19 protein-coding genes are annotated in these 21249 nt (G+C 63.3%); 18 read left to right on the top strand and 1 reads right to left on the bottom strand.

The annotated features are described in order from the left end of the window. From groEL to OXH56_15950, 18 genes are all read left to right on the top strand, one after another. Positions 1–900: chaperonin GroEL (gene groEL, locus OXH56_16035; GenBank protein ID MCY3556820.1), on the top strand; the 900-nt coding region annotated here is incomplete at its 5' end. An 89-nt stretch (positions 901–989) separates the two neighbouring features. Continuing rightward, complete coding sequence (locus tag OXH56_16030; GenBank protein MCY3556819.1) at positions 990–1370, top strand: zinc ribbon domain-containing protein; 381 nt, start codon at positions 990–992, stop codon at positions 1368–1370. A 9-nt stretch (positions 1371–1379) separates the two neighbouring features. After that, positions 1380–2393 (top strand): MoxR family ATPase, encoded by a 1014-nt coding sequence (locus OXH56_16025; GenBank protein MCY3556818.1) that lies wholly within the window; start codon positions 1380–1382, stop codon positions 2391–2393. Beyond that, positions 2390–3271 carry a DUF58 domain-containing protein gene (locus tag OXH56_16020; GenBank protein MCY3556817.1) on the top strand — a complete coding sequence of 294 codons (882 nt, stop codon included), beginning with the start codon at positions 2390–2392 and terminating at the stop codon, positions 3269–3271. The genes OXH56_16025 and OXH56_16020 overlap by 4 nt, the downstream gene beginning before the upstream one ends. Positions 3272–3383: 112 nt before the next feature. Continuing rightward, positions 3384–4331: an ATP-binding cassette domain-containing protein gene (locus OXH56_16015; GenBank protein MCY3556816.1), complete on the top strand. Its 948-nt coding sequence runs from the start codon at positions 3384–3386 to the stop codon at positions 4329–4331. A gap of 2 nt (positions 4332–4333) precedes the next feature. Next, a complete protein-coding gene (locus OXH56_16010) occupies positions 4334–5107 on the top strand; it encodes an ABC transporter permease subunit (protein ID MCY3556815.1) in 774 nt (257 codons plus the stop codon). Between the two features lie 55 nt (positions 5108–5162). Continuing rightward, positions 5163–6782: a Gldg family protein gene (locus tag OXH56_16005; GenBank protein MCY3556814.1), complete on the top strand. Its 1620-nt coding sequence runs from the start codon at positions 5163–5165 to the stop codon at positions 6780–6782. Positions 6783–6795: 13 nt separating this feature from the next. Further along, positions 6796–8574, top strand: coding sequence for a DUF4340 domain-containing protein (locus OXH56_16000; protein MCY3556813.1), 1779 nt, complete (start codon positions 6796–6798; stop codon positions 8572–8574). 16 nt (positions 8575–8590) lie between these two features. After that, positions 8591–9595 carry a BatD family protein gene (locus tag OXH56_15995; protein MCY3556812.1) on the top strand — a complete coding sequence of 335 codons (1005 nt, stop codon included), beginning with the start codon at positions 8591–8593 and terminating at the stop codon, positions 9593–9595. 7 nt (positions 9596–9602) lie between these two features. Then, positions 9603–10610 (top strand): VWA domain-containing protein, encoded by a 1008-nt coding sequence (locus tag OXH56_15990; GenBank protein ID MCY3556811.1) that lies wholly within the window; start codon positions 9603–9605, stop codon positions 10608–10610. A 43-nt stretch (positions 10611–10653) separates the two neighbouring features. Further along, positions 10654–11664, top strand: coding sequence for a VWA domain-containing protein (locus OXH56_15985; GenBank protein MCY3556810.1), 1011 nt, complete (start codon positions 10654–10656; stop codon positions 11662–11664). Positions 11665–11682: 18 nt separating this feature from the next. Then, positions 11683–12384 (top strand): tetratricopeptide repeat protein, encoded by a 702-nt coding sequence (locus tag OXH56_15980; GenBank protein MCY3556809.1) that lies wholly within the window; start codon positions 11683–11685, stop codon positions 12382–12384. A gap of 4 nt (positions 12385–12388) precedes the next feature. After that, the gene (locus tag OXH56_15975) at positions 12389–13798 is read left to right on the top strand and encodes an aspartate kinase (protein MCY3556808.1); all 1410 of its coding nucleotides are present in this window, start codon (positions 12389–12391) and stop codon (positions 13796–13798) included. Continuing rightward, positions 13785–14918, top strand: coding sequence for a hypothetical protein (locus tag OXH56_15970; GenBank protein MCY3556807.1), 1134 nt, complete (start codon positions 13785–13787; stop codon positions 14916–14918). The genes OXH56_15975 and OXH56_15970 overlap by 14 nt, the downstream gene beginning before the upstream one ends. Positions 14919–14945: 27 nt before the next feature. Then, complete coding sequence (gene asd / locus OXH56_15965) at positions 14946–16004, top strand: aspartate-semialdehyde dehydrogenase (protein MCY3556806.1); 1059 nt, start codon at positions 14946–14948, stop codon at positions 16002–16004. Positions 16005–16008: 4 nt separating this feature from the next. Then, positions 16009–17955 carry a BatD family protein gene (locus OXH56_15960; GenBank protein MCY3556805.1) on the top strand — a complete coding sequence of 649 codons (1947 nt, stop codon included), beginning with the start codon at positions 16009–16011 and terminating at the stop codon, positions 17953–17955. 20 nt (positions 17956–17975) lie between these two features. Beyond that, the gene (locus OXH56_15955; GenBank protein ID MCY3556804.1) at positions 17976–18977 is read left to right on the top strand and encodes a tetratricopeptide repeat protein; all 1002 of its coding nucleotides are present in this window, start codon (positions 17976–17978) and stop codon (positions 18975–18977) included. A 67-nt stretch (positions 18978–19044) separates the two neighbouring features. Continuing rightward, positions 19045–20244, top strand: coding sequence for an aminotransferase class V-fold PLP-dependent enzyme (locus tag OXH56_15950; GenBank protein ID MCY3556803.1), 1200 nt, complete (start codon positions 19045–19047; stop codon positions 20242–20244). Positions 20245–20264: 20 nt separating this feature from the next. On the opposite strand, the gene OXH56_15945 is transcribed toward OXH56_15950, so the two are convergent. Next, positions 20265–20984: a sulfotransferase gene (locus OXH56_15945; GenBank protein MCY3556802.1), complete on the bottom strand. Its 720-nt coding sequence runs from the start codon at positions 20982–20984 to the stop codon at positions 20265–20267. Positions 20985–21249: the final 265 nt, after the last annotated feature.

Here is a 21249-nt window from a genome sequence, read left to right as displayed (position 1 = left end):
ATCATCGCCGAGGACGTGGAGGGCGAGGCCCTGGCCACGCTGGTGGTCAACAAGCTGCGCGGCACCATGCGCATCTCGGCCGTCAAGGCGCCGGGCTTCGGCGACCGCCGCAAGGCCATGCTGGAGGACATCGCGATCCTGACCGGCGGCCGGGTGATCACCGAGGACATCGGCATCAAGCTGGAGAACGTGACCTTCGAAGACCTGGGCCAGGCCAAGCGCGTGGTGATCGACAAGGACGAGTCGACGATCATCGAAGGCGCCGGTTCCCAGTCGGAGATCGAAGGCCGCATCGGCCAGATCCGCCGCCAGATTGATGAGACGACGTCGGACTACGACCGCGAGAAGCTGCAGGAACGCCTGGCCAAGCTGGCCGGCGGCGTGGCCGTGATCAACGTCGGCGCGGCGACCGAGACGGAAATGAAAGAGAAGAAGGCCCGCGTGGAAGACGCGCTGCATGCGACGCGCGCGGCCGTGGAAGAGGGCATCGTTCCCGGCGGCGGCGTCGTGTACCTGAGGGGTTCCGGCGCGCTGGACGGGCTCCAGGTCAACGGTGACGAGGCCACGGGCGTCGGCATCGTGCGACGCGCCCTCGAGGAGCCGCTGCGCCATATCGCGGCCAATGCCGGCGCGGAGGGTTCGGTCATCATCGAGCACGTGAAGCAGAAGGAAGGCGCCGTGGGATACAACGCCAACACCGGCGGTTACGAAGATCTCATGTCGGCCGGCGTGATCGACCCGGCGAAGGTGACGCGCATCGCGTTGCAGAACGCTTCCAGCATCGCGTCCCTTCTGCTGACCACCGAGACCCTGGTGACGGACATTCCCGAGAAGGAGCCACCTCCTGCGCCAGGCGGTTACGGCGGTGGCGGCATGGGCGGCATGGGCGGCATGATGTAGGCCTCCAGGCCATCCTGCCGTGCAGTTCAATTGCGTGAAGACCGGCGTCGGCTGTCTTAGTCGGCGCCGGTTTTGTTAGGAAGGAACGCATGCCTACCTACCAGTACCGTTGCAACGAGTGCAGTCACGAGTTTTCCGAGTTCCAGTCGATTACGGCGGATCCCCTTTCCACGTGTCCGGAATGCGGCGGCGCCGTGAAGCGCCTCATCAGCGGCGGTGCGGGCTTCCTGTTCAAGGGCGACGGATTCTACACCACGGACTACCGGAGCGAGAACTACAAGCAGGCCGAGAAGGCCGACCGGGAGTCATCTTCGTCCAAATCGGACGGCGGGTCCGGCAGCGGATCCGACGGCGGGTCCGATGGCGGCGGGTCCTCCGACGCGTCCGGTTCCGGGGAAAAGTCTAAATCCGAAGCCTCGACGAAGGCCGATCCGTCTTCCGGTCCGTCCGGCCAGCCTGGCTCCAACTGAAGGATGAACATGACCACAGACCACACGAACACACCGGACGACATCAAGGTCATCCACGACCGGATCTACGAGCAAAGCGTCTTCGTCGACCGGCTGATCTCGGAAATCGGCAAGGTGATCGTCGGTCAGCAGTACATGATCGAACGGCTGCTGATCGGCCTGCTGACCAACGGGCACATATTGCTCGAAGGCGTGCCGGGCCTGGCCAAGACCCTGGCCGTGCGCACCCTGGCGTCGACTGTGTCGGCCCGGTTCCAGCGCATCCAGTTCACGCCGGACCTGCTCCCCGCCGATCTCACGGGCACCATGATCTACCAGGCGGGCAGCGGGGAGTTCATCGCCAAGAAGGGTCCTGTTTTCGCCCATCTCATCCTGGCCGACGAGATCAACCGGGCGCCCGCGAAAGTGCAGAGCGCCTTGCTGGAAGCCATGCAGGAGCACCAGGTCACCATCGGAGACGAGACTTTCCCGCTGGAGGACCCCTTCCTGGTGCTCGCCACGCAGAACCCCATCGAGCAGGAAGGGACCTACCCCCTGCCGGAGGCCCAGGTCGACCGCTTCATGCTCAAGCTGACGACGACCTATCCCCGCAAGGAAGAGGAACTGGAGATCCTGGACCGCATGACGTCCGGCGAACCGGCGGAAGTGGAACAGGTCGTCTCGCTGGAGGATATCGTCCAGGCGAGGTCGATCATCAACCGGGTCTACATGGACGACAAGATCAAGCAGTACATCGTCGACCTGGTCTTCGCGACCCGCAACCCGGAGGACTACGGCGAGCTCGCCGAGATCCGCGACCTGGTGGAGTACGGCGCCTCGCCCCGGGCGACGATCTACCTGGCGACGGCCGCGCGCGCCCACGCCTTCCTGCGCCGCAGGGGCTACGTGACGCCCGAGGACGTGAAGTCGATCGGGATGGACGTTATGCGCCACCGCGTCATCGTCACCTACGAAGCCGAGGCCGAGGACATGACCTCGGAACAGATACTCCAGCGTGTGTTCGACTGTGTAGAGATCCCTTGATACCCAGGCAGATCCTTCAGAAGATCCGGCAGATCGAGATCCGGACCAAGCATCTCGTGAACGACGTGTTCAGCGGCGAGTACCACAGCGTCTTCAAGGGGCGCGGTATGGAGTTCGCCGAGGTGCGCGAATACGAGCCGGGCGACGAGATCCGGTCCATCGACTGGAACGTAACCGCCCGCCTGGGACGTCCCTACATCAAGCGCTTCATCGAGGAACGGGAGCTGACGGTCATTCTCATGGCCGACGTCAGCGCATCGGGCCACTTCGGTACGGTGAACCAGATGAAGAGCGAGATCACCGCGGAGATCTGCGCGCTGCTGGCCTTCGCGGCGATCCAGAACAACGACCGCGTCGGCCTGCTCATGTTCACCGACCAGATCGAGAAGTTCATCCCGCCGAAGAAGGGACGGACCCATATTCTGCGGGTGATCCGCGAGGTGCTATACAACCAGCCCGGTCACACCGGCACCGATCTCACGCAGGCGCTGGAATACCTGAACCGGCTGCTGACCCGCCGGAGCATCGTCTTCATCCTGTCCGATTTCCTGACCGAGGACTATATGAAGCCCCTGCGCGTGGCCAGCAAAAGGCACGACGTGGTCGCCGTCACGATCACGGACCCGAGGGAACTCAGCCTGCCCGGCATCGGCCTGGTCGAGCTGCAGGACGCGGAGACGGGAGAAGAGGTGCTCGTCGACACCGGCGACGCCGGCTGGCGCAGGCAGTATGCCGAATACAACGAAGCCCTCCGCGAGGCACGGGACCAGCAGTTCAGGGTGACGGGCGTGGACGCCATCCACATACGTACGGACGAGCCTTATATCGATCCGCTGCTGCAGTTCTTCAAGCTGCGCGAACGCAAATTCGCGCGGTAGTCGGAAGGCAACAAAGGCTTGCTTTACATTACTTTGTGCACTAAATTAGGATACTTTGAAAATCGCTGCGCGTTTCGCGCGAAGGTTGTGACAGCGGCGTTGGGAGCCCGACGTGATAGAAGTAAAGGACCTGACCAAGAAGTACGGTAATTTCACCGCGGTCCGTGACGTGAGTTTCGAGGTCGAAAAGGGCGAGATCCTCGGGTTCCTCGGACCGAACGCCGCGGGCAAGACCACGACCATGCGGGTACTGACGTGCTTCATGCCCGCGACGGCCGGCACCGCCCGGGTGGCGGGGTTCGACACCTTCAGCCAGTCCCTCGACGTGCGCCGCAGGGTGGGGTACCTGCCGGAAAACGTACCTCTCTACCTGGACATGCGGGTCCGCCCCTACCTGGAGTTCATCGCCAAAATCAAGGACATCCCGTCCCGCGATCGCCGGAAGGCCGTCAACCGCGTGATCGAGCTGGCCGCCCTGGAAGAGGTCGAGCACCGGATCGTCGGCCACTGTTCCAAGGGGTTTCGCCAGCGGGTGGGCCTGGCCCAGGCGCTGATCCACGATCCCGACGTCCTGATCCTGGACGAGCCGACCAACGGCCTCGACCCCAAGCAGATCAACGAGGTCCGGGAGGTGATCAAGGGCCTCGCCGGGGACCATACCATCATTCTGAGCAGTCATATTCTGCCCGAGGTAAGCAAGACCTGCGAGCGCGTGGTCATCATCGACCAGGGCCGGATCGTGGCCGGGGACACGCCGGCCAACCTGGACGCCCGGCTGCGGGGATCGCAGTCCATCTCGGCGCAGATCCGGGGACCGGTCAACGAAGTGATGGACCTGTTGAAGCAGAAGGACGGCGTCGTGGACGTGAAGACCCGGTCTTCCATAGGCGACGGCCTCTGGCAGTACGACATCGACGTCGTACCGGGACGGGATCTCCGTTCCGAGGTGGCATCGTCGGTGGTCGGGAGCAACTGGGACCTCGTGGAACTCACCACCGCCGGCATGAGCCTGGAGGAGATCTTCCTCGAGTTGACGACCCAGGAAGAGGAGGGCGACTGACGATGCAGGGATTGCTGGCCATCTGGGGACGTGAATTGAAGGCCTATTTCATTTCACCCATCTTCTACGCCCTGTCGACCGTGTTCATTTTCATCGTAAGCTTCATGTTTTTCTATAGCTTGCAGAGTTACACCCAGTATTTCATGCAGGTCGCCCAGTACCCGACAATGATGGAGCGCATCAACATCAACGAGATGATCATGCGCCCGCTGTTCAATACCATGAGTTTCGTGGCCGTGCTGACGCTCATGCCCATGCTCACCATGCGGATCTTTTCCGAGGAGAAGAAGACCGGCACGATCGAGTTGCTGCTGACCTCGCCGGTCCGCGACTGGCACGTGATCCTGGGCAAGTTCCTGGCGGCCTTCACCCTTTACACGGCCATGATCGGGATGACGCTCATCTACCCGCTGGTGCTCCAGGTGTACGGCGATCCGGACTGGGGTCCCATATGGGCGGGCTACCTCGGTCTCGTGCTCCTCGGGGGCGGCGTGATCACCATCGGGCTCTTCGCCTCTTCGCTGACGGAGAACCAGATCGTGGCCGCCGTGATCTGCTTCGGCGCCGCGCTCATACTCTGGATGATGGATGTAGCGGCGGAATCGATGACCGGCATGCTGGGCGAGGTGGTCGGATACCTGTCCGTGCTGAGACACTACAATACCTTCGAGAAGGGCATCATCGACTCGACGGACTGCCTCTTTTTCCTGAGTTTCATTTTCCTGGGCCTGTTCATCACGGTCCGGTCGGTTGAATCGACGCGCTGGCGGGGTTGACGCCGATCACGCGCATGCAAGCTGCCTGCAGTCTGAAAAAGGGAGATATCCGTACATGAGGAGTCTCGTTTCAACCGCCGGATACCTGGGTCTCATCCTGATCCTGGTCAGCGGTTACCTTTACGCCTCGGATACGACGCCGCCGCGCACGGTCCTGATCGTCCTGCTGGCCGGCCTGGCGCTCGGATCGGCCTGGATGGTCCTCGAGTGGGAGACGGTGTGGAACCTGCTGAGACGGCGCACCACGAGGTACGGCGCCAACACCGCGGTCCTGGTCCTGCTGGTGATCGGCATCCTGGCTTTCCTGAACCTGATCGGCGCGCGGTACTCCCAGCGGTACGACACGACGGCCAACCAGCGGTTCAGCCTCGCGGACCTGTCCATCAGCGTGCTGGAAGAACTGGACCAGGACGTCCACATCGTGGGATTCTTCAGATCCGGCGGGCCCGAGGCCATGCAACAGCACCAGATCGACGACATGCTCAATCAGTTTCAGTACCACTCGGACCACGTCACCTACGAGTTCATAGACCCCGATCTCGAACCCAGCATCGCCCGCCAGTACAACATCTCCGCCTACGGAACGATCGTGTTCGAAAGCGAGGGCAAGACCGAGCACATCAATCGCTACCTCGAAGCAAACGTGACCAACGCGCTGGTGAAGGTCACGCGGGAAGGCCAGAAGACCATCTACTTCCTGGAAGGCCACGGCGAGCACAACGTCAATCTGACCGACCAGGCCGGCTACAACAGGTTGCTCCAGCTGCTCGAGAACCAGAGTTACGTCGTCCGGAGTTTCTCGCTGCTCAGTGAAGTGGAAGTCCCGGCCGACTGCAGCGTCCTCGTGGTGGCGGGACCCCGGACCAACCTGGTGGGCAACGAACAGGAAGCCATCCGCGAATACCTGGACCGCGGCGGCCGCGCCCTGTTCCTGATCAATCCCGACTACCCGGAGGAAAGCGCTGACCTGTCTGCGCTCTTGGCCAACTGGAAGGTGCGGCTCGGCGAGAACGTGGTGATCGACGAGAGCGCCGTGGGGCGATTGCCCGGCATGAACGAGTACATGCCGGCCGTCATGCAGTACCCGGCCCATCCCATCACGCGTCCGCTCGGCAGCACCGTGAGTTTCTTTCCGTTGGTGCGGTCCGTCGAACCGGCGTCGGCCTCTGACGACACCGTGGAGATTCAGACCATTGCCATGACCAGTGCCCGCAGCTGGGCGGAGACCACGCTGCCGGGATCGCAGGAAGAAGCCGTGGAGTACACGCCCGTACTGGACCCGGAAATGGACGAGCCCGGTCCCGTGTCTATCGCCGTGGCCATCACGGCCATCCCCCGGGCGCTGCCCCGCAGAGACATGCGGACGCTGACGCCCCAGGAGATGGCGATGCAGCCGGAGGTACACGAGCTGAAGACCCGTATCGTGGTCGTCGGCAACTCGGCTTTTGCCAACAATACCTATATCAGGCTGCCGGGCAACGGCGACCTGGCCCTGAACATCCTCAACTGGCTCGCCCAGGAGGAAGACCTGCTCGCGATCCGGCCCAAGTCCAGCGACACCAGGCTGGTTCAGATCTCGCTGAGCCAGATGCGGGATATCTTCATCGTCACCGGCATCCTGTCGCCCATCGGCATCCTCATCGCGGGCGTGGTGGTGTGGTGGAGAAGGAAATAGGAGGCGTAGCGACGTGAGCGGTGGACGGTATACGATCGTGCTGGCCGTGATCCTGGGATTGCTGGCGGCCGTTTTCTTCCTCTTCGTGCTCGAGGAAGAGGAAGTGGCTGAAGCCGAGCGCGTGTTCGAGCTCAACGCGGAAGAGGTCGTCGAGATCAAGGTGGCCGTGGACGGTGCGGTCACGACGGTCGAGAAAGTTCCGCTGGAAGGCTGGGTGATTACCGATCCGGTCCGGTACGCAGCGGACCCGGACATCGTGGTTACGCTGCTGCGGGAATTCTCCGCCCTGTCTCCAGCACGGACCATTGCTGATTCGGCGGAAGTCCTTTCGGAGTACGGCCTCGAGCGTCCGTCGGCGTCTGTCGAGGTCATCAGGGGTCTCGACAAGCCCATGGTATTGCTGCTGGGAGACGTGAACCCGACGGGCGCGGCCCACTACGCCGTGGAACAGGGCACGCGGCGGGTGTTTCTCATCTCCGCGCAAACCAACGGGACCCTGCGCAAGACGACTGATGCACTGCGGGACCGCAGGCTGATGCGGGTCGAACAGAACGAGGTGGAGGAGATAGTCCTCGAAAAGGGCGGCCGCCGCATTGTCCTCAAACTGGATCCCTACGGGACCTGGCGCGTGGAAGCGCCCTTCCGGCTGCCGGCGGAGCGCGATGAAGTGATCAACGCATTGAGTACGATCACCGCCGCCACGGCCATTTCCTTCATCGACGACGAGCCGTCTTCCCTTGCAGGGTACGGCCTCGCGGATCCGGTGATGACGGCGACCGTGAAATCCGGCGACGGCAGCATCCTCCATACGCTGTTCCTGGGCAATGAGGAGATGGGCCGGGTCTACGCCATGACCAGCGAAAGGCGCAACGTATACTCGGTCTCGACGTCGATTCCGCGGCAACTGGATCGGGAACCCGACTTCTACCGGCGCATTACGGCTTTCGATTTCCAGTCCTACAGGGTCCCCACTTTTTCGATGAACTTAGGAGACGAGAACGTGACCCTGGTCAAGCATGCCTTCGAGGACTGGCGGATGACGTCGCCCTACGAGCTGAGAGCGAACGACCAGTTCATCACGGCCATGCTGGACAGCCTGGAGATCATGCGCGTGCGGGACCACATCCCGGCGACGGCCGCGAACGGCGCGGCGTACGGTTTCGAGCAACCGGTCGTCCGCCTTTCGCTTACGATAGATGATCGGGTGAGCCCCCAGGAAATCCTGGTCGGTTCGGACTCCGGCGACGGGCAGTACACCTACGTCATGGATCCGTCGGAAGAGTGGATCTACGCAGTGGACGCTGCCAGCCTGCAGCGCATGCCGGCCTCCGCGATCGAGATGCGCGACAACAAGATCCTGCGGTTCAAGGGCTACGAGGTACACATGTTCGAAGTGGTCACGCCCGACGACCGGCTGCGGGTGCGCCGCGACCAGAAGCAGAGGGTCTTGTGGAAACTGGAAGAGCCTTCAACCGGCGACGCGGACGCGATCTCGGTCGGCCGGGCCTTCAGTGAGCTGGATACATTGTATTCTGAGGTCTTCGTAACGGCGGACCCCGAAGTGGACCTGACCACCTTCGGACTGGACCGGCCGGTCATGGAAATTACGTTGCAGGTCGGGGGCCGGGACAACGTGCCGGAGGAGCGCCTTTCGCTCCTGGTGGGCAATTCCCTCCCCGGGGACGAGAGCCTGGTCTACGTCAAGCAAAGGAACAGCCCCGTCGTGTCCCTGGCCAGGGCCGGGTTCATCGCCCGGATCAACGAAATGGTCGCCCTGACACCGAAATCGTGACGTGAGGCGGCATGCGGTGAGGCGTTCCTGTTTACTCGCCACCGTCCTGGTGGCCATCGCGTCGGACCCGGTCGACACCGGAGCCTTCCCGGTACCGCAGGAAGGAGATCCCTGGTTCTCGATCGAGGCCACGGTGGACCGCGACCGGATTACCGTGGGCGATCCCTTCCAGTACCGGATCACCGTGAAGAGTCCCGGCGATTCCGCCATCGAATGGCCGGAATCCGGGACGCCTCCGGCAGGTTTCGATCTCCTGTCCTTCGAGCATGAAGGACCCCTGTCCGGACCCGGCGGCACGAACATCGATCTGCTTCGGTACGAACTCACCCTGTACCGGACGGGCGAGCATTCCATCCCGCCCTTCTCGCTCAAGTGCGTCCTGTCGGATGGCACCGAGTTATCCGCCGAATCGGAGTCCATCCCGGTTTCCGTCATCAGCGTAATCGAGGACGATGCCGCGGATATACGCGATCTGAAGTCCCCGGTGGACATCCCCGGTGGAGCGCCCTGGTTCTACTGGCTGATCGCCGGCCTGGTGTTGCTCGCCGTCGCGGTGGTCGTCTTTATGTACATCAAGCGCCGGAGGAACCGGGAGGACCCGCATGGTACGGTCCCGGCGATCAATCGCCCGCCCGAAGAGATCGCCCTGGAGGAACTGGAACAACTGGCCCTGAAGGAGTGGCTGGACCAGGGACGCGTGAAAGCCCACTATTCCGCGCTGTCGGAAATCCTGCGCCGGTACCTGTCCGGACGCTACGGAATAGCCGCGATGGAATACACGACCTCCGAATTGCTGACGGCATTGAACGCGCTCCGGGTCGGCCACGATGAATCCCGGTTCGTACGGGTACTTTTCGAAGAATGCGATATGGTCAAATTCGCCAGGCATACGCCGGAAGCGCATCGGCAGTCGCTTTCCCTGCAGGAAGGACGGGAGATCGTCGAGCGGACACGTCCGCCCGATGTGTCGGAAACCGCCGAGCCGTCAGTGGCGGAAACCGCCGAGCCGTCGAAGGATTGATGCCCCCATGTTCTTTTCCACACCCATGATCCTGGTGCTTCTCGTGATCCTGCCGGTGCTCTTTTGGACGTACCGCCGGAGACTGAAGGCGCGCCGGGGCGGGCTGAGCTTCTCGGACATCTCTTTTGTCAACCGATTGAAACCCGCGTCCGCCTTGAAGTACCGCCACGTTCCCACCGCGCTGCGCACCATGGCCATCGGCCTGGCCATCCTTGCCCTGGCCCGCCCGCAGACGGGTACCGAAGGCGCGGAAGTGATGACGGAGGGGATCGACATCATACTGGCGCTCGATATATCCGGGAGCATGGGGGCGGAAGACTACAAACCCCGTAACCGGCTTTTCGTGGCCAAATCCGTGATTTCCGACTTCATCCGGGAACGGACGAACGACCGGATCGGCATGGTGGTCTTCGCGGGACGCAGCTTCACGCAGTGCCCGCTGACACTGGACTACGACGTGCTGCTCGGACTGCTGGACCAGGTGGAGATCGGGTTGACCGAAGACGGTACGGCCATCGGGATGGGCATTGCAAATTCCGTCAACCGGCTGCGGCAGAGCACTGCCGAGAGCAAAGTAGTCATTCTGCTTACCGACGGCGTGAACAATACGGGGGCGATCGACCCCATCACAGCGGCCAAGGCGGCCAACGTGCTGGGGATCAAGATCTACTCGATCGGGATCGGTAAAGAGGGCGGCGCGCCCATCCCGGTCGACGATCCCGTACTGGGCCGCACGTATGCGCGCAACCGGGACGGCAGCCTCGCCCTCACGGAAATCGATGAAGGGACGCTCAGGGAGGTCGCGTCGCTCACGGGCGGGTTCTATTTCAAGGCGACCGATGCCGAAATGCTGTCCCACATCTACCAGCGGATAGACGCGCTGGAACGCACGGAGATGAGGGTCATCGCCTACTCGAGGTACACCGAACTGTTCGGGTATTTCCTTTTGCCGGCCATGTTTCTCGTGCTGGCGGATATCGTGCTGTCGCACACCCGGCTGAGAAGACTGCCGTAGCACGTACGGCCCGGTGGCGGCGTGTATCGGCCGAGGAGCCGAAATGCAGTTTGCCCAACCTGAATACCTCTATCTGCTTGCGGCCGCGCCGCTGCTCGTCCTGTTTTTCGCCGCGCGGTTCCGACGCAGGCGCGAAGCCCTCAGGCAGCTGGGAGAACCGGAACTGATCGGCAGGCTGTCCCGTTCTACCGTGGCGAGAAGGCAGTCGGTCAAGGCGGCCCTCGTACTCCTCGCCCTGGTCTGTTTCGTGCTGGCGCTCGCCCGGCCGCAGTTCGGGACCCGGTCCGAAACCGTGAGCCAGACCGGGTTCTCGGTCATGGCCGCGCTGGACGTTTCCAACAGCATGCTGGCCGAGGATGTCCGGCCAAACCGCCTCGTGCGGGCCAAATTCGCCGTCCGGTCCCTGGTGGGGAAGCTTCGCAATGACCGGATCGGCCTGGTGGTATTCGCAGGGTCCGCTTTTCTCCAGTGTCCGCTGACCACCGATTACAGCATCGTGGAGCTTTTCCTGGACGGCATCGATACCCGGACCGTGGGTACCCAGGGAACGGCCATCGCGGAGGCGCTGCGCATCGCGGGCCGGTCGTTTCGGCAGGATCACAAGGGGTACAAGGCCGTCCTGCTGATCACCGACGGAGAAGACCACCAGGAAGATCCGATCGCCGTCGCTTCGGAACTGGCGGCCCAGGGGGTGCGCGTCTACGTGGTGGGCGTCGGCACGCCGCAGGGCGTACCCATACCGGTCACGGGCGAGGACGGCCGGATCGCCGGCCACATGCGGGACCGGTCCGGATCCGTGGTCATGAGCCGGCTGGACGAGTCCACGCTGCGACATATCGCGGAGACGACCGGAGGGGCCTACTACAGGGCTACCCCCGGTGGAGACGAGATGGACCTGGTATACGACACCATCGCGTCCCTGGAGAAGGCGGAGTTCGAGAGCAGAGAATTTACGCAGTACGTAGAACGTTTCCAGTATATATTGTTCTTCGGCCTGCTGCTCCTGGTTGCGGATACCGTGATCCGGGACCGCGGCCTGCTCGACGAATCGTAGGGAACGGAAACAGAAGCCATGAGCGTAATCCTGGTCATCCTGTTGTTTCTCGGCTGGCAGCCGGCCGCGAAGAACGCCCGCGGAAACGAACTGTACCAACAGGAAAAATACGATGAGGCGCTGGCGGCCTATGACGAGGCGCTGACGGAGGACGGCGAGAACCCGGCACTGCATTACAACCGGGGCAACGCGCTGTACCGCTCCGAGCAGTATCCCTCTGCCGTACAGGCCTACGTGAACGCGCTGGAAGGCGAGGAGCCCGTCGGCGGCCGGGCCCGGTACAACATGGGAAACAGCCTCTATCGCATGGGCTTGCTGAAGGAATCCATCGAGGCCTACAAAGCGGGCCTGCGTATCGATTCGGACGATATCGACTTGAAATACAACCTGGAATACGTGATGAGGGAGCTTCGGCAGCAGGAGGAACAGGAACGCAGGAACGCGCAGGACCGGCAGGAGGACCTGGATGACCAGGCTGACCAGGATGACCAGGCGGACCAGGCGGGCCAGGACAACCGGGATGACCAGGCCGACCAGGCCGACGGTGGACAGGAACCTGATGAAGGGGAAAGCCCGGAAGCACCGCCGCCACGGGAGGGGGAACTGAGCAGGGCGGAGGCGGAACGCCTGCTGAACGCCCTGAACAGGGACGAGCAGGATATCCAGCGCCAGCTGCGCAGACAACAGGCCACGCAGGTCAATCCGGAAAAAGACTGGTAGCCCAATGATCGTCATGAAATTCGGCGGCACTTCCGTAGGCGGCGCGGAGGCCATTCGACAAGTCGTCAAGATCGTCGCAAAGCACCGCGAACACGACCTGGTGATGGTCTTGTCCGCCATGAGCAAGGTGACCGACGCCCTCCGTACCATGGCGGCGCAGGCCTGCGAGGGGACGGAGCCCACGGATGCCCTCTCGGCGCTGAGGAAACGCCACGACGAGACGATCCGCGCACTGGCCGAAGGAGAAGAGCGGAAACGGGCCCTCGAAGTCTGTGCCGGGCTCATCGACGAACTATCCGGCATCCTGCACGGCATAACGCTGCTCAGGGAGCTTTCCCCGCGTTCGATCGACCTGGTCAGTTCCTTCGGCGAGCGCCTTTCCGTGGTCGTCGTCTCGGCCGCGCTCAGATCGGCCGGCCTGTCGTCCCTGCCCGTAGATGCGCGGGAGTATGTGAAGACGAACGAGCGCTACACCGAGGCGGAGGTGAATTACGCCGAGACGGAACGGCGGCTTTCGGCGGGCCTCGCGGCGATGGTTTCGGAGGGCTGCATTCCGGTCGTAACGGGGTTTATCGGATCCACCGACGAAGGCGTGACCACGACCCTCGGGCGAGGTGCCTCGGATTTCACCGCCTCCCTGGTCGCCAGTGCGCTGCAGGCGGAGGAAGTGTGGATCTGGACGGACGTGGACGGCGCGATGACGGCCGACCCGAGGATCGTCGAGGACGCCCGCGTCCTCAAGGAGATTTCGTATCTCGAGGCCTCGGAGATGTCCTATTTCGGCGCCAAGGTACTCCATCCCATGACCATGCTGCCCGCGGTGAAACAGGAGATTCCCATTCGGATACGAAATACCTTCCGAAGCGGGAACAGCGGTACGCTCATCACTTCGCGCACCTGCGCCGCACCGCTGGGCGTGAAGGCCGTTACGAGTATCGACCGGCTTTGCCTGATCATGGTCGAGGGCACCAGCCTGAGCCGGACGCCGGATACCCACGCGCGGCTGTTCAAGACCACGGCGGACCGCAAGACCCAGGTCATCATGATCACGCAGGCGTCCTCCGAACACGATATCTGCCTGGTCGTCAGTGAAGGAGACAGCCCGGGAACGGTCCGGGCGCTCAAGGATGAGTTCCGTCACGAAGTCGCCGAAGGCAGTCTGGAGGAGATCTCGGTGCAACCCGATCTGGCCGTGGTGGCCGTGGTCGGCGGCGGCATGAAGGGCACCCCGGGCATCGCGGCCCGCACGTTCGGCATACTCGGCGAACACGGGATCAACATCATCGCCATTGCCCAGGGTTCATCGGAACTGAACATTTCATTCATCGTAGGCCGGGACGACCTGCGGAAGACCGTTCAACTGGTGCACGCGTCCTTCGGGCTGGGAGGGGACGGAGATTTTGAGCTCGATTAACCTGTTTCAATACGGCAAGGGCAATATCGGGAGTGCCTTGATCCGGCAGGTGGCGGACCGGGCCGGTTCTTTGGCCGAAGCCACCGGCCTTTACTTCGAATACATCGGTATCTGCGGCCGGAACCAACTGGTTTTCGATCCAGGGGGACTCAACACGGCGTTATGCGGACCCGGCGGCCTGGACCGTTTGCTCGAAGACGGGGATCGTCGCGAGGACTACCCGGGCGCGGCCGCCATGATCGATCGCCTGCTGGGCGGTCCGGGCGGTCCGGGCGGTCCGGGCGATCCGCCCGGGAACCTTTGCATCGTCGACACCACGTCCGCCGAGATGACGGAAGTGCACCTGGCCTGCCTTCGACGGGGCGTCCCGGTCGTGACGGCCAACAAGAAGCCCATCACCGACCGGAGCGCCGCGTACGAAGAGATCCGGCGGCTGGGCCGCGCCGATCGGATGCGGTACTGGTACGAAACGACCGCCGGGGCCGGCCTGCCCATCGTCAGCACCGTCAGGGAACTGGTGGATACCGGGGACGAGGTAACGCGGATCGCGGGATGCCTGAGCGGCACGCTGGGATATATCTGTTCCCAACTCGACCACGGCCGGACCTTCTCCGAGATCGTGCGGGAGGCGAAGGACCTCGGCTACACGGAACCCGATCCGCGGGACGACCTGAACGGGATGGACGTGGCCAGGAAGGCCCTGATCCTGGGCCGCGAGATCGGATACCGCCTTGAGCTCGACGACCTGGAGATCGAAGGCATGGTCTCCGACGCGCTGCTGGACGCGCCGTCGGTGGACGCGTTCATGGACATGCTGACCAGTGAAGACGCGGTCTACGCGCAGCGGGTCGCATCCGGCGGAGATCGCGGACAGGTGCTGCGGTACGTCGCTACGGTGGGAGACGGCACGTGCCGGGTAGGCCTCGAAAACGTGGACCGGGACAGTCCCCTGGGAAGCCTGGCCGGTCCGGACAACATGGTCGTGTGCACCACGAAGCGGTACCGGGACAACCCGCTGATCGTGCGGGGACCGGGCGCGGGGCCGGAGGTCACGGCGGGCGGCCTGTTCGGAGACCTGATCAAGGCGGCAAGGGTGCTGCCGGGCGGCGATCATCCATGACCTTCATACCAGATCCGGGAGCAAGAAATGTCGACGAATGAGATCAAAGTAGGGGTCCTCGGCGCTACCGGTGCGGTCGGGCAGCGGTTCGTCCAGTTGCTCGAAGGCCATCCGTGGTTCAGGATATCCGCCGTCGCGGCCTCGGAGCGTTCGGCCGGCAAACCCTACGCGGAAGCCGTGACCTGGCGGCTGGACACGCCGGTCCCGGAGACCGTGCGCGCGATGCCCGTCGCGCTATGCGAGCCGGGACTGGACTGCGACCTGGTGTTCTCGGGCCTGGATTCCGCGGTGGCCGGTCCGATCGAGGCGGCCTTTGCGGCGGCCGACTACGCCGTCGTCAGCAATTCGAAGAACCACCGCATGGACGAGGACGTGCCGCTGCTCGTTCCCGAGGTCAACGGGGACCATTGCGCGATCATCGACTATCAGCGCAGACGCAGGGGGTATGGCCGCGGGTTCATCGCGACCAATCCGAACTGCTCCACCATCGGACTTACGATGGCGCTTAAGCCCATCGTCGAACGCTTCGGCATACGGCAGGTCGCGGTCACCACCCTGCAGGCCCTGTCCGGGGCAGGATATCCAGGCGTCCCCTCCCTCGAGATCCTGGATAACGTGCTGCCCTACATCGGGGAAGAAGAAGACAAGATGGAGCGGGAAACCCTGAAGCTGTTGGGCAGGTTCAGGGATAACCGGATCGAGCATGCCGGGATCGTCGTCAGCGCGCAGTGCAACCGGGTCCATGTCCAGGACGGCCACATGGAATGCGTATCCGTCGCCCTGGAGACCGAGACCGATACGGACGGTCTCGCCGAGGCGCTGCGCAATCACCGGGGACCGCCCCAGGAACTCGGCCTGCCCTTCGCGCCCGCGCGCCCGGTCATCGTACGCGATGAACCGGACCGGCCGCAGCCGAGGATGGACCGTGACGCCGAAAACGGCATGGCCGTAACGGTGGGCCGGATCCGGCCCTGTCCGGTGCTGGACATGAAATTCGTGGTACTTTCGCACAATACCGTCCGCGGGGCCGCGGGAACGGCCATCCTGAACGCGGAGCTCCTGCGGACCCAGGGATATCTGGACTGAGCGCATGAAACGGTGTATGCAGACCGGCCTCGTCGTATTGCTGCTTCTCGGTGCACGGGCCGCTCCGGGCCAGGAGAACTCGGTCACGGCCGAGGTGAGCCGTACCCGGATGACCGTGGACGAGACGCTAATCCTGACGGTTTCGGTTTCCGGGTCCGATCTGGGTGACGTGCCGAAACCCGTTCTGCCCGATATGCAGCCGTTCATCGTCCTCGGCAATACGTCTTCCTCCTCCTCGAGCTTCAACCTGGTGAACGGTAAACTGTCCTACTCCCGGTCCGTACGGTTCATCTACCAGTTGAAACCCCGGAGGACGGGTACCTTCGTCATCGACGCGGCCGAAGTGATGCTTGACGGCGTCACCCACGAAACGACACCGATCACGATCGAGGTCACGCCGGGGACAACGGGTTCTTCGCAACCGGGCGCATCCCGCGTCGCGCCGTCCGGCGGTTCACCGTCCACGACCGCGGGTCAGTCCACGGCCGCCGGTCGGTCCACGGTGGCGGGTCAGTCCACGGCGGCAGGTCAGTCACAGGACGCCGCGGGCTCGCCGGACCTGGAGGACACGGTCTACATCCGCACCACGCTGGACAAGAGGCGGGCCTACCTGGGAGAGCAGGTGACGGTGACCTATACGCTTTACACCCGCCTGGGCCTGTCGAACGCCCGTTACGACGTGGTCCCCTCCTACACCGGCTTCTGGGTGGAGGAACTCTTCTCCGCCCAGAACCTCGACTTCATGGAAGAGATCATCGGCGGCCGGAGATACGCCGTCGCAAAACTGCGCGAGATCGCTCTTTTCCCCACCGTGACGGGGGAACTGAAACTCGAGCCGTTGTCGATGGTCTGTGACGTGCAGGCCGAACGTTCCCGCAGAAGCCTCTTCGACAGCTTTCTCTCCGATCCTTTCGATACGTTTTTCTCGACTACGCGCCAGATCAGGGTGGTGACCGGCGAGCAGACCGTTCGGGTGCTTCCGCTGCCGGGCGAGGGCCGCCCCGATGGTTTCCGAAACGCGGTAGGCGACTTCTCGCTCAAGGCTATGGTGGATCAGGCCACCACGGAAGTGAACCAGCCCGTGACGCTGACGATCGAACTCACCGGAGAGGGCAACCTGAAGACCGTGGAGGACCCCGAACTGCCGCCCCTCGGCGATTTCAAGGAATACCAGTCCGGGAACCGGGCAGAATACGCGTCGGGCGGGTCGCGGATCTCCGGAACCAAGACCTGGGATCACGTGCTTATCCCCACGGTTCCCGGCGACCATACGATCGCGTCGCTTACCTTTCCCTTCTTCGACCCCGATACGGATTCTTACCGGATAACGATGACCGAACCAGTAACGATTACCGTCCAACCGGCCAGCGGAACGCAGGCGGCAGTCGTCGGCATGCCGCGCAGATCGGTCGTCCGGCAGATCCGCGAAGATATCCATTACATCAAGCCCGATTCGGTTTTCCTGGGCAACCAGGGCGAGGTCCTGTTCCGGTCGACCTGGTACCTGCTGCTGCATGTCCTGCCTGTCGCGGCGATCCTGGCGACGGTCCTGTACCGGTCCCACGCCCATCGCCTGCGGCGCGACGCCGGTTTCGCCCGGCGGCGCCGTGCGAAAAGCACCGCCCTCAACCTGCTGCGCCGGGCCCGGCAGCAACTGGAACAAGGCGCGCCTGACCAGGCCTTCACCGGCATTTCCAATGCGCTGTACGGTTACGTCGCCGACAAGTGCAACCTGCCGACGGCCGGGCTGACGTCGTCCCGCATCATCGAACTGCTCAGGGAACGGGGTGTGGACGAAGACACGGCCGCCCTGGCCAGGGACTGCCTCGACGCCTGCGACCTGGCCCGATTCGCCCCGACGGCCCAAACGGCGGAGCATGCCGGTGACCTGCTCTCCAGGGCCCGGAACAGTATCGAATCTATCGAATCTCAGCTATCCCGAGACCGTTGAAAGCCACCGCGATGCCACATATGCGCGCGGATGGCCTGCCGGCGGCCGTCTCTAACCCGGATCGGAGACCGGAAGCCCGGGGTTTTCGACACCTGGTCGCGAGGGCTCGCCACCTGGTCGCGAGGGCTCGACACCTGGTCCCGAGGCTGGGTGCGATTCCGAGGCTGGGTGCGATTCCGAGGCTGGGTGCGATTCCGAGGCTGGGTGCGATTCCGAGGCTGGGTGCGATTCCGAGGCTGGGTGCGATTCCGAGGCTGGGTGCGATTCCGAGGCTGGGTGTGGTCGTACTGGCCATCGGCCTCGCGGCCACCGGTTGCGCCGAAGACCCGGCGGACCGGCAGACGGCGGAACTGTACCGTCAGGGCAATCTGCTGTACGAGGGCGGCAAATACGCGGAGGCCAGCCGGACGTACGAACGCATCGTTGAACGCGGAGTAAGCAATGGGCACGTGTACTACAACCTGGGGAATGCTTATTACAAGCAGGACCGGATCGGCCTGGCCATCCTGGCCTACGAACGGGCTACCCGCCTCATGCCTCGGGACGGGGACCTGCACAACAACCTGGACCTCGCGAAGGAACGGACGACGGACCAGATCGCGGGCGAAGTGCCGTGGTTCGGCCGGCAGGCGCTGGACGGCGTGACGGTGAACGAAGCCACGGTCGCCGCCACCGCGGCCGGGTTCCTCGCGTCACTGGCGCTGGTGGGCTATCTGCTCGCGAGGCGGCCGCGCGCGCGGACCGCGACCGGTTACACGCTCCTGGTCTCCTGCCTCGCGCTGCTCATGGCCGCCGGGTTCCTGGGCATCAAGATCTACGACAGCGTGTTGAACGAGGAGGCGATCGTCCTGCGGCCGACTGCCGTGGTCAGAACGGGTCCCGACGTATCATCCGAACCGGTTTTTACGCTGCACGAAGGCGCCAAGGTCCAGCTGGTCGAACACCGGAACGACTGGCTCCGAATTCGCCTGCCGGACGGCAAGAACGGCTGGCTGTCACAGGACGATCTCGAAGGCATCTGACCCGCGACGCGTCGGCCCCGATACCCATTTAGCATACAATCCGGCCATAGGAAAACGGAACTTACCCATGTTTACTTCCATATCCGAACCGCAGACCCAGCCCATAGATCCCGGTGACCGGGCATATTGGTCCCAGGTCCGGTCCCAGTTCATGCTGGAATCGGGCCATGCCTATCTCAACAACGCCGCCCTGGGCATGCCTCCCAAGCCCGTTCGGGATGCCGTCGCCGAGGGGTTCCGCCTGATGTCCGAGAACCCGTCGAAGGCCAAGCGGGATTTCCACGGCTACATCGAGTCCGAACTCCGGCCGGCCATGGCCGGTTTCCTGGGTGCGGAGACCGGCGAAATCGCCCTGGCCCGCAATGCGACCGAGGGACTCTACCATATCGTCAACGGACTGGACCTGGCGCCGGGGGACGGAGTCCTGATGACCACGCAGGAGCATCCCAGCGCGGTGCGGCCCTGGCAGGTAAGGGCGGAACGATACGGTATCGAGGTCCGGGAAGTCCATATCCCCAGTCCGCTTGTGGGCACGGACGACATCCTTGAGCGTATATCGGCGGCGATCGACGGGCGGACGAAAGTGCTCTTCTTCTGTCACGTCACCCGGGGGGGATACCTGTACCCGGTCAGAAGACTTTGCGACATGGCCAGGGAGAAGGGGTTGATATCGGCAGTCGACGGCGCCCAGGCAGTGGGGATGCTGGACGTCGACCTGGCCGATGTCGGCAGCGACCTCTACACCAACAGCCTGCACAAGTGGTTCCTAGGTCCCGCCGGCACGGGATTTCTCCATGTAAGCCACGCCATGCAGCCCTCCTTCAACTCCCTCTACGCACCCGCGGCCGAATCTGGCGGCGACGCGCGCCGTTTAGAAATCCAGGGGACCTACGACCTGCCCGTGCGCGCGGCCCTTGGCACTGCCCTGGATTTTCTGAACCGCATCGGAATAGGCAATATCGAGCGGCGCCTGCGCATGCTGTCGGACTACCTGAGAAAGGCCCTGCTGGAAGTCCCCGGGCTGCGGCTGCTCACCAGCCTGTCTCACGATATCTCGTCTCCGGGTTCCACCATCTTCGAGTTCGACGAGACCGATGCGGCGAGGTGGCGCGGTCCCATGGAGGAGGAAGCAAAACTCCACGTGGACGACCACGACCGGGACGGCCACCGGGGGCTCCGCATCTCCACCCACTACTACAACACGACGGATGAAATCGACCGGTGCGTCGACAAGTTGAAGGAGTTGGCACGGCGGGAGGGGCTTTAAGCACGGCCGGCCGGCCCGGCTCAGACCTCGTATCCCAATTCGGCCAGCGCATCGCCCAGCAGGTCCATGGGCAGTGCGCCTTCCGCCTTCTTCCACCGCCCCACTGCTTCGGGCCGCACGACGATACGGCTCAGGGGGATGCCGAGATAGGCTTCAAGCCGGCGAAGAGTCTCTTCCTGCTTCAGTACGAAATCTTCGAACCGGACGGTCATGAGGTGACCGGGCTTCGGCGTCGCCTTCATGAGCCGGTACTGGTACAGCCACGAAATCGCCCGCTGCCGCCGGATGTCCGCCGTGTCCGGATAAGCAATGCCGAAGTCGCCGAGATCGTCGGTTCGGTGCGGGGCGAGGATGCCGTCCCTGGGGTCCCGGATCCAGTGGATGTACCGGATATCGGGATACATGCGGACGATCCACGGATAGATGAGCGTGGTTTCCGGCAGTTTCCAGCCGCGGAAAGGAGCCCCGTTTTCCAGCACGTCCACCAGGTAGGTTTTCACTTTCTCCACGAATTCAGGGTCGATGTCCATCTCCAGCGCCTTCGAGAAATCCCAGGAAGTGCCGCCGGTCCATCTGACGTACTTCGCGAAGATCCGGCAGGCGTCATACAGGTCGTGCGGAGGCACCTTGTCGCCCGAGGCGTTGATCGTCCGGCCCATGTAGACACCGCTTGTGTATAGCGTGTGGGACATGGCCCGCGTGCCGGAGTGTCCCCGGCCAATAATGGTAATGATGGGCATGGTCTGGACCCGGTGGACGGTGACTGCTGGCTGAACAGGATTCGCGATCAGTGATCGGATCGCGGCAGGAGGATCAATGCCAGGTTGTGAACGGATTCTACGAACGGTTATATTACATGCCGTAGCCGAATACAGACAGGCTTAAAACCTTGCATGCATGTATACTTCGCGGTGAAAAGGTGCAAGGGTCGAGCCCGTAAAGGACCCCGGTCTTCAGATGCACGGAAAGGCGCATCGATTTTGACTGGCCATATAAAACGTTCCG

Source organism: Gemmatimonadota bacterium, assembly GCA_026702745.1.
GTDB lineage: Bacteria > JAAXHH01 > JAAXHH01 > JAAXHH01 > JAAXHH01 > JAAXHH01.
Note: the sequence above shows the minus strand (reverse complement) of the source record. Positions and strands in the feature narration are given on the sequence as shown.